The organism is Nocardia donostiensis (assembly GCF_002081715.1).
Classification (GTDB): Bacteria; Actinomycetota; Actinomycetes; order Mycobacteriales; family Mycobacteriaceae; genus Nocardia; species Nocardia donostiensis.
On record NZ_MUKP01000017.1, the window covers coordinates 99,404 to 114,252 of the forward strand.

The following is a 14,849-nucleotide window of genomic DNA, read 5'->3' on the forward strand; positions in this document are numbered from 1 at the left end:
TGGTCAGCTGATGCCGGTGGTGACTCCGATATGGGATTCGATCTCGGTCACGTAGTCGGAGAAGACCGTGGAGAACCGGTGTTCCTTTCCTCGGGGCCGGGGCAGGTCGATCGCGATATCGGCGACGATCCGACCCGGGCGGCCGCCGACGACGACCACACGGTCCCCGAGCCATACCGCCTCGGAGATGCTGTGGGTCACGAAGAGGACACTGCATCCAGCGGCCTGCCAGATGCGCTGGATCTCGAAGTTCATCGAATCGCGGGTCATGGCGTCGAGCGCACCGAAGGGCTCGTCCATCAGCAGCAGTTCGGGGCGGGAGACCAGTGCTCGGCAGATGGCGACCCGCTGCTGCATCCCGCCGCTGAGCTCATAGGAGTAGCGTTTGGCTCGGTCGCCCAGCCCGACCATCTCGAGTAGTTCCTGAGCGTAGCGACGCGACTCGGCGGTGCGGGTGCCACGGAATTCCAGCGGCAGCAGCACATTGTCGATGTTGTTGCGCCATGGCAGGAGTACCGGACTCTGGAACACCATCGCGATATCTTCCAGGCTGTCGCTGATCGGCCGTCCCTTGATCAGGATTTCGCCTTCGGTGGGCTGTTGCAGTCCGGAGATCGTCTTGAGTAGCGTGGTCTTCCCGCTGCCCGACTGTCCGACGATCGAGACGAACTGCCCCGGGTTCACATGGAAGTCCAGCCCTTCGAGAACGGTGTTGTCGTGTCCGTCGCGGGACCGGTAGGTCATTCCGATGCGGTTGACCGAGATGGCGTATTCGTTGTTCATATGGCCCTCTGTCCTGCTGTTAAGGGGCTTGGATGGTCTCGCCGCGGTGCAAGGGCGCGAGAAAATCGTTGGTGTATATGTGTTCGGGGGTGAGGTCGCTGTCCGCTGGCAGACCGAGGAATCTCCGGGAGATATCGAGCATTTTCTCGACGCCCGCGTCGTCCATGACGCCGAATTGATTCGCGGATTCTCCGGTACCCCAGTTCAGGGAGCATTGTTCGCGGATCGCCAGGGTGATGGTCTCGGTCTCGAAACCGCTGACCTCCTTCTGGAAATCCTGCGCGGCTTCCTCCGGATGGTCGCACGCCCACAGAAAACCCTTCTGCATTGCCCGGTTGAAGCTGCGCACCTGGTCGGGATCGCTGGCGAGTTTGTCGTCGGATACGACGATCCCGTTGCCGTAGAGGTCTATGCCGAGGTCGGACCATTTCAGCACCACGGCCTGTCGGCCCAGCGCGTCGATGGCGGGCTCGTCGGAGACGTACAGGGCGAGGTTGGCGTCCCACTGGCCGGCCAGCAGTCCGGGGATCTTCGACCCGCTCGAGGCGTGGACGACATCGACATCACCTTCGGTGAGCCCCAGTTTGCTCATCGCGTAGGGCCACATCGCGGTCATCGCGCCCGCGCCTTCGGTGGCGAGGGTCTTGCCCCGCAGGTCGTGCCACCCGTTGATGCCGGTCCCTCCGAGAGCCACGACGGCATAGGCCGACCTGGCCTGCAGGAGGTTGACCTGCTTCACCGCGGCCCCCCTGCCCTGACTGATGATCGTGCTGCCGAAATCCGCCCAACCTGCGTCCACCTTGCCGGTCTCGACGGAGGTGACCGTATTGGTCGAACCCGATCCCGGCATGATGGTGAGGTCGATCCCTTCCGCCGCGAAGAAGCCGCGCTCGACCGCCGCGAAGAACGGCGCATGTTTCGGCAGATATCCCACGTCGACCATGAGAGTCATCGAGTTCTCCCCACCGCCGCCCGCGCAGGCAGGCAGTGCCGCGAGCAGAAACGCCCCGACGATCGCGGCTATCTTTCGCCTCGAGTTCCGCATCCGAGTCTCCGATCCCGTGATCACTTCGCGTGGTTCTTCCACGGGATCAGCTTGCGCCCCGCGAAATCGACGATGAAGAACAGCGCCAGCGCTATGGCGGCGAGCACGATGAACGCCGCGAACATCGACGGCAGGTCGACCTGACTGTTGGCGAGCAGAATGACATAACCCAGCCCTTTCGAGCCCGCGATGAATTCACCGACAACCGCCCCACCCACGGCAAGTGAGATGGAAATCTTTGCGCCGGAGAAGATCGACGGAAGCGCATAGATCAATTCGATCTTCGTCATCTTCTTCCACTGCGACGCCTTGTTGATCCGCGCGAGCTCCTGCAGTTCGTTGGGTACCGATCTCAGGCCGTCATAGGTATTGATGACCAAGGGAAAGAACGCGATGGCCATCGCGACGAACGCTTTCGATTCGAAGCCGAATCCGAACCACACGATGAACAGCGGTGCGAGCGCGACCTTGGGAATGGTGTCGATCGCGACCAGTGCAGGATAGAGGAAACTGCGTATCGTTGCCGAATAATGCAACGCTGCACCACACAGGACGCCCAGCGCAGTTCCGAGCGCGAAACCGGCAAGAGCCTCCTGCAATGTGACGAAGGTATTGGACGCGAAATACTCGGGCCGCTCGATCAGCTCGGCGAAAGCGGAGACCGGTCCGACGAGCAGGAATTCCGGCGGATCGAAAACGACCACCAGCAGCTGCCATACGGCGAAGAGCCCGAGGATGCCCGCGACGGCCTTCACACCGGTCATCATCGAATCACGGCCGGGCACTCTCGGCCGCGACATCGCCTGCCTGCGGACTTCCGGCGCAGCGGAGTAGGGACGCGACGCGTCCGAACCGATTTCAGGAACGGCCATCCCGGTAGCTCCCCTCAACAGTCGACGCTACCGAGACTCGACGAGACGCCATAGGCGGTGAAGACGATCGAAATATCATTTGTATCCTTACAACATTGGAAGGGTGTGAACAGGCGTTGCCGAAAGCCCCGGCAGGGTTACGGCTGTCCGTCAGTGGTCAACTGGTGGACAATGCGTCTCGACTGGGTTCGCCGTCGAGTCGACGCCACACACCGAGCGGGTTGTCATCGCACACCTCGGCCGGCAACAGAGCCGCCGGCACGGCTTGATAGGCGACCGGGCGCAGGAAGCGCTCGATCGCGAGCGTCCCGACCGAGGTGGTTCGCGAGTCGGTTGTGGCTGGGAACGGGCCGCCGTGCACCATCGCATGTCCGACTTGGACTCCGGTGGGCCAGCTGTCGAACAGGATGCGTCCCGCCCGTTCCTCCAGGAGCGGCAGCAGTGCCGCGGCGAGCGGGTGATCGGCGTGGTCGGCATGCACGGTGGCGGTGAGCTGTCCTTCCAGCACCCGCACGGCTGCAGTCAGTTCGTCGGTGTCCGCGCACCGGACCAGCAGCGACGTCGCGCCGAAAACCTCGGCCTGCAACTCCGGATCACCGAGGAACCGGGAGCCTTCGACGGTCAGCAGCCGGGCGCAACCGGGTGCCGCGCCGTCGGGACGGAGGCCATGAGCGAGCTCGTCGACACCGTCTCGGGCGGCGAGCGCCGCACCCGCGGCATCATAGTTGTTCGCTATATCACCGGTGAGCATGACGGCTCCGGCATTCGCGGTGACGGCATCGGCCGCGGCCGCGGTGAACGCGTCGAGGCCTGGGCCTTCGACAGCGAGCACCAGTCCCGGATTGGTGCAGAACTGGCCGGCGCCGAGCGTCAGCGATTCGACGAACGCGGCGCCGAGAGCAGCGCCACGGGCGGCGAGGGCCGCGGGCAACAGCAGCACCGGGTTGATGCTGCTCATCTCCGCGTACACCGGGATCGGTACGGGCCGTGCCGCGGCCGCGGCCGCGATCGCGAGCCCGCCTCGACGAGATCCGGTGAAACCCACCGCGCGAATCCGCGGATCGCTGACCAGTCGAGTACCGATCTCGGTTCCACTACCGACGAGCTGGGAGAACGTTCCCTCAGGCATCCCCGTGTCCGCTGCCGCGTCGGCGATCGCCCGTGCCACCACTTCCGCGGTCCCCAGATGCGCTTGATGTGCTTTGACAACGACCGGACAGCCCGCAGCCAGCGCCGACGCGGTGTCACCTCCCGCGGTGGAGAAAGCCAAGGGGAAGTTGCTCGCGCCGAAGACCGCGACCGGGCCGAGCGCGATCCGGCGCTGCCGGATATCGGGGCGCGCGCTGCTGCCGGATCGTCCCGGATCGATCCGAGCGCCCTGCCAGGTTCCTGCTCGCAGCTCAGCGGCGAACAGGCGCAACTGGCCGCTGGTGCGGCCGACTTCGCCGGTGAGCCGCGGCCGGGGTAGCGCGGTCTCGATATGAGCGCGGTCGACCAGTATGTCCTGGCGTTCGTCGAGCAGGTCGGCGATGCGTTCGAGGAACCGGGCGCGCCGCTCGGAGGTGATCGCCCTGAACTCCGGAAACGCGTGGGCGGCCAGAGCGCAGGCCTGGTCGATTTGTTCGACCGAGGCGGCACGGTAGGCGGGGTCGAGAGCCGCGCCGGTGCGGGGATCAGTAGACCGTACTTCTTCGCCGCTACCCAGGACAGGTTCGTTTCCGATGATCATGGCGCCGGTCGGGCTGGTTTGCGGACAGTCGGTCACGGGTGTCTCCTTCGGCTTCATCACTATCGGTGGCGACATATCGAGCTGTGCTCAGATGGTGGTGGAGCGCGATTTCTCGATGACGTCCGTCAACAGTGCCATCTCGGCATCATCCAGGTCGGTCAGCGGCGGACGCACCGGGCCCGCATCCTGTCCGACGAGCCTCATCCCGGCCTTGACAACGCTGACCGCGTATCCCGCTTTCCGGTCGCGGATCGCGGTGTAGGGCAGTACGACCTCGTCGAGCAGCCGGCGCACGGTCGCCTTCTCCCCCGCTCGCACCGCACCGTAGAAGGTCAGGGCGAATTCGGGCAGGAAGTTGAAGATCGCCGAGCTGTACGTCGTTACTCCCAACTCCAGGTACGGCAGAGCGAACGCCTCCGCCGTGGGCAGCCCGCCGATATAGACCAGGCGGTCGCCGAGACGCGAGTGGATGCGGGTGATCGCCTCCAGGTCACCGATACCGTCTTTGAATCCGATCAGGTTCGGGTAGGCGTCAGCCAGTTCAGCCAGTGTTTCCGGTGTATATACAGCGTTCGCCCGGCTGTAGAGCACGATGCTCAGCGACGTGGATTCGCAGACGGCGCGGACATGGTTGCGGAGACCGTCGGCGGACGACTCGGTGAGGTAGGGGGGAAACAGCAGCAGACCGTCGGCGCCGGCCGCCTCGGCGTCGCGGGCCATCTCGACGGCTTGGGCGGTGCCGTACCCGGCCGGAGCGAGGATAGGGGTGCCTTCGGGAGCGCTGTCGGTAGCCGCCCGGACAACACGGCCGACTTCCTTCGGCGTCAGAGAGAAGAACTCCCCGGTCCCACCGGCGGCGAACAGACCGGCCACGTCGTACTTACCGAGACGAACGATGTTCTCTCGGTAGGCGGGCTCGTCGAACGCCAGGTCCCCGGTGAAATGAGTGACCGGGAAAGACAACAAACCGGAACCGAGCTGCTCGGCGAGTTCGGTCGGCGTGAAGGCGGGCATCAGGGTTTCCTCCTGCGGGGTAACAGCGCATTCGCTAGTGAACAGGACCACAGTAAGAAACCGAAGTGATGCATGTCCAACACTGTTTTGGCATGCATCAATACCTATTATGGATCGGTGTTTACGCTGAACCAGCTGGAGAGCTTTGTCGCCGTCGCCGAGACCCTGCACTACGGGCGCGCGGCGGAACGACTGTCGATCAGCCAGCCACCGTTGTCCCGGCGCATCCAACTCTTGGAGCGCGAACTGGGCGTCGAGTTGTTCGACCGAACCGGCCGCGCTGTCCGCCTCACCACCGCAGGCCAGGCATTCCTCGGTGACGCCCGGCGCATCCTCGGGCTGTCCGAGCAGGCGACACTGACCGTGCGGCGCATCCCCTCCGGCGAAATCGGAACGGTGGCAATGGGTTTCACGGCCTCATCGGCACACTCGGTTCTGGACACCTTCGTCGCGGCCACTCGTTCCCGGCTGCCTGGCGTCGACCTGGTACTGCGGGAGCGGGTGTCCGGAACACAACTCGAGGAGCTGCGCTCCGGCGAACTGGATCTGGTCCTGGTCCGTCCCCCGGTCGGTGGTACCGGCCTGGCGCACCGCCCTCTGTACCGGGAGCCCTTGCTGGCCGCGATCCCAGCCGGGCATCCGCTGGCCGCGCCCCACCGGACCCTGCACGTACACGACCTCGACGGCGAGCCGTTCGTCATGTATTCACCAGCGGAAGCCCGCTACTTCTACGAGGTACTCGTCGGCGTCTTCCGCAGCGCCGGAATCGCGCCACGCTATGTGCAGCACCTCAGCCAGGTGCACACCATCCTGGCCCTGGTGCGAGCCGGGCTGGGACTCGCACTCGTCCCACGAGCGGCTGAGGCGATCGGCCTGGACGGTGTCGTCCTGCGCCAGGTGGACGGGATCGAGGGCGAGCCGGTCGAACTCGTCACCGCTTGGCGAGAAAACGACGACAACCCCGCCATGCATGCCATCCGAGATCTGGTGTCGGAGGTGGCCGAGCGAGTCTCCTCACGAGCTGGACGACCGGAGGGGCTGGATGCCGCGCCGTAACGATATGGCGTCCCTTTCGTGCCATGACCACAAGGTTCTGGACTCGCCCGGAACGGATGGGCTGCCCAGCATGGATTCGGCGATACCCTGCACCTCGGTTGCTGCCTGTTGATCGTGTCCGGTGCTGGAGGTTTCGGTGGAGCCGGTGCGGCGCCGAGTCGTGAACAGCCGAGAATTGCGAGGTGAGGCATGGTGAGCACGAATCTCGACTTCCAGGACACCACTGATTTCGACAACGCTGAGCGCGGGTTCGTCGCCGCCCTCGACCCGCCGGTGATCCGCGCCGCCGACGGTCGGGTGGTGTGGGATGGCGGTGCCTATGGGTTCTTGGAAGACGACTGCCCGGACACGGCGAATCCCAGCCTGTGGCGGCAGGGTCGGCTGTGTAACAAGCAGGGCCTGTTCGAGGTCACCGACGGGATCTACCAGGTCCGCAACGTCGACCTGTCGAATATGACCCTCGTCGAAGGCCGCGAGGGTGTCATCGTGATCGACCCGCTGATCTCGGCGGAAACCGCCGCCGCAGCACTGGCCCTGTATCGCAGCCACCGCGGCGACCGGCCGGTGACCGGAATGATCTACACGCATTCACACGCCGACCATTTCGGCGGTGCCGGCGGTGTGGTGCCCCAAGATCATCCTCCGATACCGATCCTCGCGCCGACCGGGTTCCTCGAACACGCGGTGAGTGAGAACGTCTACGCCGGCAACGCGATGACCCGCCGCGCGATCTTCATGTACGGCACCGGGCTGGACAAGTCCCCCGACGGCCAGATCGGCTGCGGCCTCGGTATGACCACCTCCACCGGCACGATCACCCTGGTCCCGCCGACCGTCGACATCACGCGCACCGGGCAGGTCGAGGAAATCGACGGTGTGCGCATCGTCTTCCAGCTCACACCCGGCACCGAAGCACCGGCGGAGATGAACTTCTTGTTCCCCGACCGGCGTGCGCTGTGCATGGCGGAGAACGCCACCCACAACATGCACAATGTGCTGACATTGCGCGGTGCCCTGGTACGCGACAGCAGGGTCTGGGCGCACTACCTGGACGAAGCGATCGCGCTGTTCGCCGACAAGGCCGACGTCGCCTTCGCCTCCCATCACTGGCCCACCTGGGGTGCAGAAAACTGGACGTCGTGGCTGGCGGTGCAGCGCGACATGTACTCCTACCTACACGACCAGACGCTGCGACTGACCAACCGCGGCCTCACCGGCCCGGAGATCGCCGAAGAGCTGTCCTTGCCTCCCGCACTGGACCGCGCGTGGGCCAACCGCGGCTATTACGGCTCACTCAGCCACAACGTCAAGGCCATCTACCAGCGGTACATGGGCTGGTTCGACGGTAACCCGGCGCATCTGTGGGAACATCCCCCCACCGAAACAGCACAGCGCTACGTCGCCGACTACGGGGGCGTGGACGCCGTGATCGCCAAGGCTCGGGAGTACACCGCGCGAGGCGACCTGCGTTTCGCGGCCACGCTGCTCAACCACGCGGTTTTCGCCGCACCAGCCGACGAACGAGCCCGCCAGGCCCTGGCGGAGGTGTACGACCGGCTGGGATACGGCGCCGAAAACGGCACCTGGCGCAACTTCTTCCTCGTCGGTGCGCGGGAACTGCGCCACGGACCGACACCGGTCGACCTGCAGACCACGGCTCCGCAGATGATGGCCGCGCTCAGCGTCGAGATGATCATCGACTCCCTGGCTGTGCGCATCGACGGCCCCCGCGCAGCCGAAACCGGCTTCGTCATGGACTGGAAGCTGCCCGACGAAAACCGCGTCGTCCGGATGACACTGTCGAACGGGGCGCTGACACAGCGAACAGGCACCCCCGAAGCACCATTGCGTGGCACGGCGAACCTGACCATGACACTGACCAAGCAACAGCTGCTGGGCATTCTGACCAGCGCGGACACCGAGGGAGTCGACTTCGACGGCGACCGATCCGTGCTGGAAAAACTGACCGGACTCCTCGACACCCCCGACCCGCGATTCCCGATCGTCACCCCGTAACCAGCCGTGACGGTACTGGTCGCCATGTGCCATGGTGGTCGATACCCGAGCTGGTGCCCTGGCACCTCCAGCTTGTCCTCGTCCACCCGGTCGGCAGTCGGCGACCATCGTCGCGTAGATGGCCGGATCGGCACGGCCGGTCTGGGCGCTGGTCTCGCAGCTAGCCGGTCCAGCCGGCGCGCCGGAGGATGGCGTCGATGACGGGTTGCTTGGCTTCGGCGTAATAGTTGATGTCCGGCCACTCGCGCTCTGCAAGCCTGCGCTTCGTCGATTCGTAAAGCTCTCGATCGTCATCGTCGGAACGAAGCCGATCACGGAAGAGCAAGTACTTCTGAGTCTCCGCGTGGTTCGGCGGGTAGCAATGCAGGTTGACCGGCTCGTCGGGTTCACCGGCGCGCAGGCAGCGGTGCTGCGACTCCTTGACGATGAGGTCGTAGCCGGCGGCCTCGAGGTCGGGGAGATACGCCGCCTCGTCGTCAGGATCGTCGATGCCGACGACGATGTCGATGACCGGCTTGGCTGCGAGCCCCGGAACAGAGGTCGAGCCGATGTGCTCGATCAGCCGCGCCCGCCGACCAAGAATCTCCCTCAGCTGGCGGGCCCTCGCAGCGAACCGCGCCGGCCAGGCCGGGTCATAGTCGGACAGTGTGACCCAGACGGGCTGCGGTCCGCGGATGAGCAGGCTGGCAAGGGTCTCGTCGGTCAGTGGCTCGTCAGGCATGGGATGCGACATCTCGATAGGCAGCAGGACAACCTAGCAGTCCTTGCCCGGCGAGCTCAATTCGATCGCCGTGGTGATGGCGTTGAGCCGGTTGACGGGACCTGGTGTTCCGCTGTGCTCGCGCTCATTCGGGCGACCGGGCGAAGTGCCCGGAATGCGCATAGCTGTCGTTCCTGGTATGCCCGGTCTTCTTCGGTGTCGTCGTCGCCGGTGATGGTGGCCCGGTCGTAGGCGACCTCGGATCTGATGCGTGCGCGGATGAGCTGTTTCAGGGTGGTCTCGTCGATGGATGTCGCGGTGCCGCCGGCGTGGAGGTAGTCGTCGACGAACTGATGGACCGCGGTGAGGTCGAGAGTGGTCTGCCCGTCGCCCCATTCCCAAGCCGCGCCGGCCAGCTCCCATTCGGGTGGCGCGAGAGACGCCTCGTCCCAATCGCTCAGACCGACAATGGCGCCGGCGTGGACGACGACGTTGCTGGCATAGTAGTCGCCGTGCACCGCCTGGCGGTGTCGATGACGCGCCGGAAACTCTCGAGCCACTCATCGAGTGCGGTGGCCAGGAGCTTCGCGCAATGGGTTGAGGAGAACGTCGACGCTCTCCGGTGAGGTGTCGTCTCTGAAAGCGATCGGCCCGCGCTCGGCCTCCTTGCGTGCTCGGCACCACCACCAACTCCCGCGCCCGCGCTATAGAATCCTTTTGTCGCGCAACGGATTCGCGGTACCACACGATGCCAGTTCGGAGACGAAGCGGGTGGAGATGTCAGCTCGACGGGCAGTATTGTTGCCGATCGTGGTCGGATTGGTGGCGGCCGTAGCGGCATGCGGCAGGGTGGAGGCCAGCAAGACTCCACTCGAGGACAAGAACGATCTCCGCGCCGTCTGTGAGGGCGGCGGCTTCATTGGACCGAAGCGGACAGCCTTCCCAGACGCGGCAGCCTATGCCGGCGGTCAGCCTCCGTTGATAATCGTGGAGCACGGCGGTATCGACCATTCGAGTACGGCCGCCGGCTGGAACATGTTCCACTCTTCCGACCTGGACATAGAACCCATCGCGGATCCGAAACTGGTGCAGTTGGTCGCTTGTGCCGAACACGGAGACGATTACGAGCAGGTCGGTACGTGCTCATTCGATGAGGGTGAGACGGCAGAGGTATTGCGCTCCAGCGCAAAAGTGACGATCTTCGAAGCCCGGACGGCAGAGAAGGTCACCGAGATCACGGTTGATGCCGCCGAATACACCTGCCCCTTCCTCTTGTATTACCAGGGCAAACCCATGGTGTACACCTCGCCGACCTTGCAGGAGTACCGCGAGGCGCTGACCGAGGCCATACCCGGCGTAGAGGTCGTCACCTAGTGCCCCGTCCAGATTGGTTGCGCAGGTAATCCGGGTGTCGGTTCGAGCCGCTGCTTGTCATCGGTGCTGCTGCTGGTGGAGGTGGTGTCGATGGCCTCGGCGCAGCATCAGCCTGTTCCGGCGATAGCCCGGCTGATGCAGGTATCGGAAGCATATGTGCGCCAAGCGATCCACGATTTCAACGAACGGGGGGTTCGACGCGCTGGACCCACAATGGAGCGGGGGCAGACCGAGCAAGGTGGATCGGGCCAAGCGCGTACGCATCGCCTGCATCGCCCGGTGCTGCCCCCGCAAACTCGGCCGGCCGTTCTCGACATGGAGCCTGCGGGAGAATCTTATCGACTCGGATACCGAGAGTTTCGGTCCGACCGACTCGAATACACTCCCCGGATGAGCTCGCATCTCAATACATATCTACTCGACCTTCCAAGGACCCGAGCCTTGGTCGGATCCGGAGACGAGCAACTCCTCGAGGTGGTCCGCCAGCACCTCGGCGACCGAATGGCGGCGGCAGACGAAGAATTCGACTATCTGATCGAGGCCGGAGCACCCACAGCGTACGAAGCACTGCGCGCCGTGGTCAACGGTGGGCCGTTCGGGCGCCATGCTTTCCAGTACCGCCTGGCCTATCAGTGCTTGTGCGAACTCACCGGCTTCGACCTGAGCGCCAACGCTTTCTCACATTTCCGCGGCGACTGGCTCGGCGAGGTGGACAAGGGGCTGGCGGCGCTCAATGTGACTGCGACATCGCTGTTCTACTTCACCCTGCCGCAAGTCCCAGTACCCGTAGAGCAGTCCCCAGAGGTCGGCTACGGGGAGTGGTCCCCCAACCAGATCGCGCAGGCTCTACACCAATTCCGCGCTTCCGTGTCGAACGGAACGGCACAGCAGAGCGACCCCGAGGTCACCGCGGCAGTAGCCGCGTGCCTCTCTTGGATGCACATGGCAGAGTCGAAGCCGGGGTTGGGAATCGCTGGATTCTTTCACCTCGGCTGATGTCCGCTGCGGTCACAGGTCAAGACGACCCATCCATCGGGCACGCGGCACCAATGTGATCCACCCGCGAATTATCGGCAGATCCTTGCACCGTGGCCCGGTGCCCTGGCCGCACACCGCGAGCTTCTACTGCCTTGTCAGGCAACGTTGGGTAGGTAATCCGGACGGCGGATTGGGGAGTTGACTGCGAAGTCTCGTTGGGCCGGGCGTGCTGGTTGTGCCAGCGGATGTAGGCGCCGATCGCAGCGTCTTGCTCGTTGTGGCTGCGGTGATCGGTGCCGCCCGGCGCGAAGTACCGCAACGCGACGAATTCTGACTCGATCCAGTTCAGCCAAGACGAATAGGTCGACAGAAACACCAACTCCACGTTGTTGGCTGCGGCCCAGCCCCGGACCTCGGCCCGCTTGTACGGGGGAGAAGTTTACGACGATCTCGGCTGCCTCGGCATTCAGGCTCGGGGGGGGGGGAGCCAATATCGCTTGTGCACGCTGCCGAAGCAAGATCGGGTTCCGAATCGACGATTGCAGAACATGGCAGCAGACTCTCCTCCGCGCAGATGCTGTGAGACGGATCGAAGTCCCGGCAACCGGGATATCCGATGTAATCCGTTATCCACAGGTCGATTCCGGTCTCGTCGACCACGCACAATGGCGTCACGGTGATCCGGTCCATAACTTCCAACGCGCAGAGATCGCAGGCCCCGGACTTGAACGCTGGTTCGGAGAGTCCGGCTGGCAGGACGAGGTGGAGCGAGCTCAGCAGGATGCGACGCAGCGGCTGGACGAACCGCCGCCTGGCCATGGATGAGCCCATTCGGAAACTCGGCGTAGGCAGTCGAGCAGTTGGCCGCGCAGGGTCTCGACTACCAGCGACCAGTTCCGGTTCATCGACGCCACCCCGATTCGGAGATCAGCGCGTTGTCGAAAAGATGGACCCGGATGTCGCCGAACACCTCACTCATCATCTTCGGCAGAGTCGTCGAGTTCACGTCGTTGACCATGGCTTCTGCCGGGGCCAGGCGGTTGGAGGGTGGGGGTCAGTAGTCGGTGCAGGGCGGTGGGGGTGTGGCCCAGGTGTTCGCGGACGGTGCGGGTCAGGTGTGCCTGGTCGGCGAAGCCGAGGTGGGCGGCGAGGTCGGCGAGTGCGGTTTCTCCGTCGGTGATCCGGTCGAGGGCTTGCCCGACTCGTATCCGGTTGCGGTAGCGGGTCAGCGACACTCCCATGTGCTGGGAGAATACGCGGCTGAGCCGATACGGCGAGACCTTCAGCAAGACGGCCAGAGAGCGCAGTCCGGCCGACTCCGGTGCCCCGTTGATGATCGCGTCGCGGGCCGCGGTGACCAGCATTCGGTCGGCGGGTCGCGGCCGTGAGGCCGGCTGTTCGGCGGCGAGTGCGACGAGCCGGACCAGTTCCTCGGTCACCGCGTAGTCGATATCGCCGCCGGCGGCAGCGATGAGCATTCGGCGGTGCGCGAGCTCGATACGCGCATCGACGTAGACAGCACGCGGGCTCACCTTTCCTTCCAGGAGGCCGGGCTCGATGGTTACCGCGGTGCAGACGTCACCGCCGGCGGGGTGGGCGAATCCTTCCTCCTCGCTCGGTGCGCCGAGGTAGCCGACGGTGCGGTCCAGGTCGGCGAGTTCACCGTCGGCTTGTCGCCGGAACCGGCCCTGGCGCACGAGCACGAGCCGATGGTCGTCGCGGATTTCCGGAGCCGAGAAGTGGGTGTGGTCGGAGCGGCAGTTCACGGTGGTGATGGTGAACTCCGGCCGGGAGACGAGGGTCGTGGCGGACAGCACCCGCGGACCATATGCCCTGGGTACGACAAGAAACTGCCCGCAAGAATCTTCAAGACCTGTGCGGGCCGGGGGCGGATGCTTAGACGGCAACACCGACCACACCAGGGAGATAACGAGATATGACCGTCCACGCGAACCTGGCCGCGATCACCCTCGACTGTGCCTCACCGAAAGAGATGGCGGAGTTCTACCGCGAGGTCACCGGCTGGAAGATCACCCATGTCGACGACGATTCGGCCTATCTGGGTGAGGGGCCGATCCAGCTTGCGTTCCAGCGGGTCATGGGCTACGAGGGGCCGGGTTGGCCCGATACCGGTAAGCACGCCCACCTCGACTTCACGGTCGCCGACGTGAAAACCGCAACCGAGCGGCTGTGCACGCTGGGCGCGACCGTCCCCGAGTTCCAGCCGGGGCAGGGTCGGTGGACGGTTCTCGCCGATCCCGAAGGCCATCTGTTCTGCCTTGCCGCTGCCTGATCAGGAGGATTCCATGGCATCTATTCACAAAGAATTCGTCGTCGACGCCACCCCTGAGCAGGTATGGGATGTGCTTGCCGATTTCGGCGCGGTGCATGAGCGTCTCGCCCCGGGCTTCGTCACCGATACTCGCCTCGACGCCGATACCCGCATAGTCACGTTCGCCGACGGCACCATCGTCGCCGAACGACTCGTCGACCTCGACCCGGTGAGCAGGCGAGTGGCCTACTCGGTCGTCGGCGGGCATCTTCACCCTGCCCATCACCATGCCTCGATGCAGGCTCTGCCCGCCGAGAACGGCAGAACCCGGTTCGTCTGGCACACCGATGTCCTGCCCGATGCTCTCGCCGCATCGATAGCCGAATTCGTCGACCAGGGATCGACCGTCATACAGCGGGCACTGGAGACGGCAGCAACCGTAGACCAGCAATAGCGGCGTCGCCACCGACCGAGACGGGCGGGCGGGCGGCAATTCGGGTCAGCTTCCGACCGCTATGGCGTCTACCTTCGCTGACACCGACAACGAAAGGGAACGAAATGCTCGAACAACCCAGTGCAGCACCGGAGGGATACAACACCGTTTCTCCCTGGGTTGTCACCGAGGACACTGCAGCGTTCCTCGACTTCGTCAACCAGGCGTTCGACGGCGAGGAACTCGGACGGGTGTCAACCGAAGACGGATTGATCGGCCACGGTGAGATCCGTGTAGGCGACACCGTGGTACTGGCGTTCGACCGGCACGCGGACTGGACCGCGGTGCCGAGCCTGCTGCGAGTATTCGTCGTCGACGCGGACGCAGCCGTTGCACGCGCTCTCGCCGCCGGCGCGCAGATCGTCACTCCGATCTCCGACGATGCATTCGGGCAGCGCGGCGCACGCATCAAGGATCCATTCGGCAACATCTGGTGGGTGAGCTGCCACATCGAAGACGTCACCGAAGACCAGATGTGGGAGCGGCTGCAAGATCCTGTGTATTCCGAAAGAATGCA

The 14,849-nt window shown here is 64.7% G+C and carries 16 protein-coding genes; 7 read left to right on the top strand and 9 right to left on the bottom strand.

Going from position 1 to position 14,849, the window contains the following annotated elements:
* Positions 1-3 precede the first annotated feature (3 nt).
* The 5 genes from B0T44_RS13780 to kdgD all read right to left on the bottom strand — a co-directional run bounded on the left by B0T44_RS13780 (position 4) and on the right by kdgD (position 5,443).
* Complete coding sequence (locus B0T44_RS13780) at positions 4-783, bottom strand: ABC transporter ATP-binding protein (protein WP_077120071.1); 780 nt, start codon at positions 781-783, stop codon at positions 4-6.
* 19 nt (positions 784-802) lie between these two features.
* Positions 803-1,828 (bottom strand): ABC transporter substrate-binding protein, encoded by a 1,026-nt coding sequence (locus B0T44_RS13785; RefSeq protein WP_077120235.1) that lies wholly within the window; start codon positions 1,826-1,828, stop codon positions 803-805.
* 20 nt (positions 1,829-1,848) lie between these two features.
* Complete coding sequence (locus B0T44_RS13790; protein WP_077120069.1) at positions 1,849-2,700, bottom strand: ABC transporter permease; 852 nt, start codon at positions 2,698-2,700, stop codon at positions 1,849-1,851.
* 157 nt (positions 2,701-2,857) lie between these two features.
* Entirely contained in the window at positions 2,858-4,504 is a 1,647-nt protein-coding gene (locus tag B0T44_RS13795) for an aldehyde dehydrogenase (NADP(+)) (RefSeq protein ID WP_081512101.1), read from the bottom strand.
* A 12-nt stretch (positions 4,505-4,516) separates the two neighbouring features.
* Positions 4,517-5,443, bottom strand: coding sequence for a 5-dehydro-4-deoxyglucarate dehydratase (gene kdgD, locus B0T44_RS13800; RefSeq protein ID WP_077120233.1), 927 nt, complete (start codon positions 5,441-5,443; stop codon positions 4,517-4,519).
* A gap of 117 nt (positions 5,444-5,560) precedes the next feature.
* On the opposite strand from kdgD, the gene B0T44_RS13805 reads away from it, so the two are divergent.
* Together B0T44_RS13805 and B0T44_RS13810 are read left to right on the top strand one after the other, a co-directional pair.
* Positions 5,561-6,499 (top strand): LysR substrate-binding domain-containing protein, encoded by a 939-nt coding sequence (locus B0T44_RS13805; RefSeq protein WP_077120230.1) that lies wholly within the window; start codon positions 5,561-5,563, stop codon positions 6,497-6,499.
* A 189-nt stretch (positions 6,500-6,688) separates the two neighbouring features.
* Positions 6,689-8,515 carry an alkyl/aryl-sulfatase gene (locus B0T44_RS13810; RefSeq protein ID WP_077120065.1) on the top strand — a complete coding sequence of 609 codons (1,827 nt, stop codon included), beginning with the start codon at positions 6,689-6,691 and terminating at the stop codon, positions 8,513-8,515.
* A 160-nt stretch (positions 8,516-8,675) separates the two neighbouring features.
* Here the strand turns inward: B0T44_RS13810 and B0T44_RS13815 are convergent, their stop codons facing one another.
* Together B0T44_RS13815 and B0T44_RS13820 are read right to left on the bottom strand one after the other, a co-directional pair.
* Positions 8,676-9,236: a GrpB family protein gene (locus B0T44_RS13815; RefSeq protein WP_077120063.1), complete on the bottom strand. Its 561-nt coding sequence runs from the start codon at positions 9,234-9,236 to the stop codon at positions 8,676-8,678.
* A 56-nt stretch (positions 9,237-9,292) separates the two neighbouring features.
* The gene (locus B0T44_RS13820) at positions 9,293-9,775 is read right to left on the bottom strand and encodes a phosphotransferase family protein (RefSeq protein WP_081512103.1); all 483 of its coding nucleotides are present in this window, start codon (positions 9,773-9,775) and stop codon (positions 9,293-9,295) included.
* 250 nt (positions 9,776-10,025) lie between these two features.
* Here B0T44_RS13820 and B0T44_RS13825 point away from each other — a divergent pair, with 250 nt between their 5' ends.
* The gene (locus B0T44_RS13825) at positions 10,026-10,589 is read left to right on the top strand and encodes a hypothetical protein (RefSeq protein WP_139347950.1); all 564 of its coding nucleotides are present in this window, start codon (positions 10,026-10,028) and stop codon (positions 10,587-10,589) included.
* Positions 10,590-10,652: 63 nt separating this feature from the next.
* Positions 10,653-11,585, top strand: coding sequence for a DUF7691 family protein (locus tag B0T44_RS27575; protein ID WP_217808767.1), 933 nt, complete (start codon positions 10,653-10,655; stop codon positions 11,583-11,585).
* Positions 11,586-11,604: 19 nt separating this feature from the next.
* Here B0T44_RS27575 and B0T44_RS27165 read toward each other — a convergent pair whose 3' ends face one another.
* Positions 11,605-11,943 carry a hypothetical protein gene (locus B0T44_RS27165; RefSeq protein WP_175648103.1) on the bottom strand — a complete coding sequence of 113 codons (339 nt, stop codon included), beginning with the start codon at positions 11,941-11,943 and terminating at the stop codon, positions 11,605-11,607.
* A gap of 595 nt (positions 11,944-12,538) precedes the next feature.
* Positions 12,539-13,384: a helix-turn-helix transcriptional regulator gene (locus tag B0T44_RS28035; RefSeq protein WP_077120057.1), complete on the bottom strand. Its 846-nt coding sequence runs from the start codon at positions 13,382-13,384 to the stop codon at positions 12,539-12,541.
* Between the two features lie 119 nt (positions 13,385-13,503).
* Between B0T44_RS28035 and B0T44_RS13850 the strand changes: the two genes are divergently transcribed.
* From B0T44_RS13850 to B0T44_RS13860, 3 genes are all read left to right on the top strand, one after another.
* Positions 13,504-13,860: a VOC family protein gene (locus B0T44_RS13850; RefSeq protein WP_077120055.1), complete on the top strand. Its 357-nt coding sequence runs from the start codon at positions 13,504-13,506 to the stop codon at positions 13,858-13,860.
* A 13-nt stretch (positions 13,861-13,873) separates the two neighbouring features.
* Positions 13,874-14,293 carry an SRPBCC family protein gene (locus B0T44_RS13855; RefSeq protein WP_077120226.1) on the top strand — a complete coding sequence of 140 codons (420 nt, stop codon included), beginning with the start codon at positions 13,874-13,876 and terminating at the stop codon, positions 14,291-14,293.
* Between the two features lie 104 nt (positions 14,294-14,397).
* Positions 14,398-14,849, top strand: a 452-nt coding sequence (locus tag B0T44_RS13860) for a VOC family protein (protein ID WP_081512105.1), incomplete at its 3' end; no start/stop codon positions are given.

What these genes read in the sequence shown, in the direction of transcription:
- B0T44_RS13780 (WP_077120071.1), bottom strand. Translation starts at nt 783, where the DNA reads ATGAACAACGAATACGCCATCTCGGTCAACCGCATCGGAATGACCTAC.
- B0T44_RS13785 (WP_077120235.1), bottom strand. Translation starts at nt 1,828, where the DNA reads ATGCGGAACTCGAGGCGAAAGATAGCCGCGATCGTCGGGGCGTTTCTG.
- B0T44_RS13790 (WP_077120069.1), bottom strand. Translation starts at nt 2,700, where the DNA reads ATGGCCGTTCCTGAAATCGGTTCGGACGCGTCGCGTCCCTACTCCGCT.
- B0T44_RS13795 (WP_081512101.1), bottom strand. Translation starts at nt 4,504, where the DNA reads ATGTCGCCACCGATAGTGATGAAGCCGAAGGAGACACCCGTGACCGAC.
- kdgD (WP_077120233.1), bottom strand. Translation starts at nt 5,443, where the DNA reads ATGCCCGCCTTCACGCCGACCGAACTCGCCGAGCAGCTCGGTTCCGGT.
- B0T44_RS13810 (WP_077120065.1), top strand. Translation starts at nt 6,689, where the DNA reads ATGGTGAGCACGAATCTCGACTTCCAGGACACCACTGATTTCGACAAC.
- B0T44_RS13815 (WP_077120063.1), bottom strand. Translation starts at nt 9,236, where the DNA reads ATGCCTGACGAGCCACTGACCGACGAGACCCTTGCCAGCCTGCTCATC.
- B0T44_RS13850 (WP_077120055.1), top strand. Translation starts at nt 13,504, where the DNA reads ATGACCGTCCACGCGAACCTGGCCGCGATCACCCTCGACTGTGCCTCA.
- B0T44_RS13855 (WP_077120226.1), top strand. Translation starts at nt 13,874, where the DNA reads ATGGCATCTATTCACAAAGAATTCGTCGTCGACGCCACCCCTGAGCAG.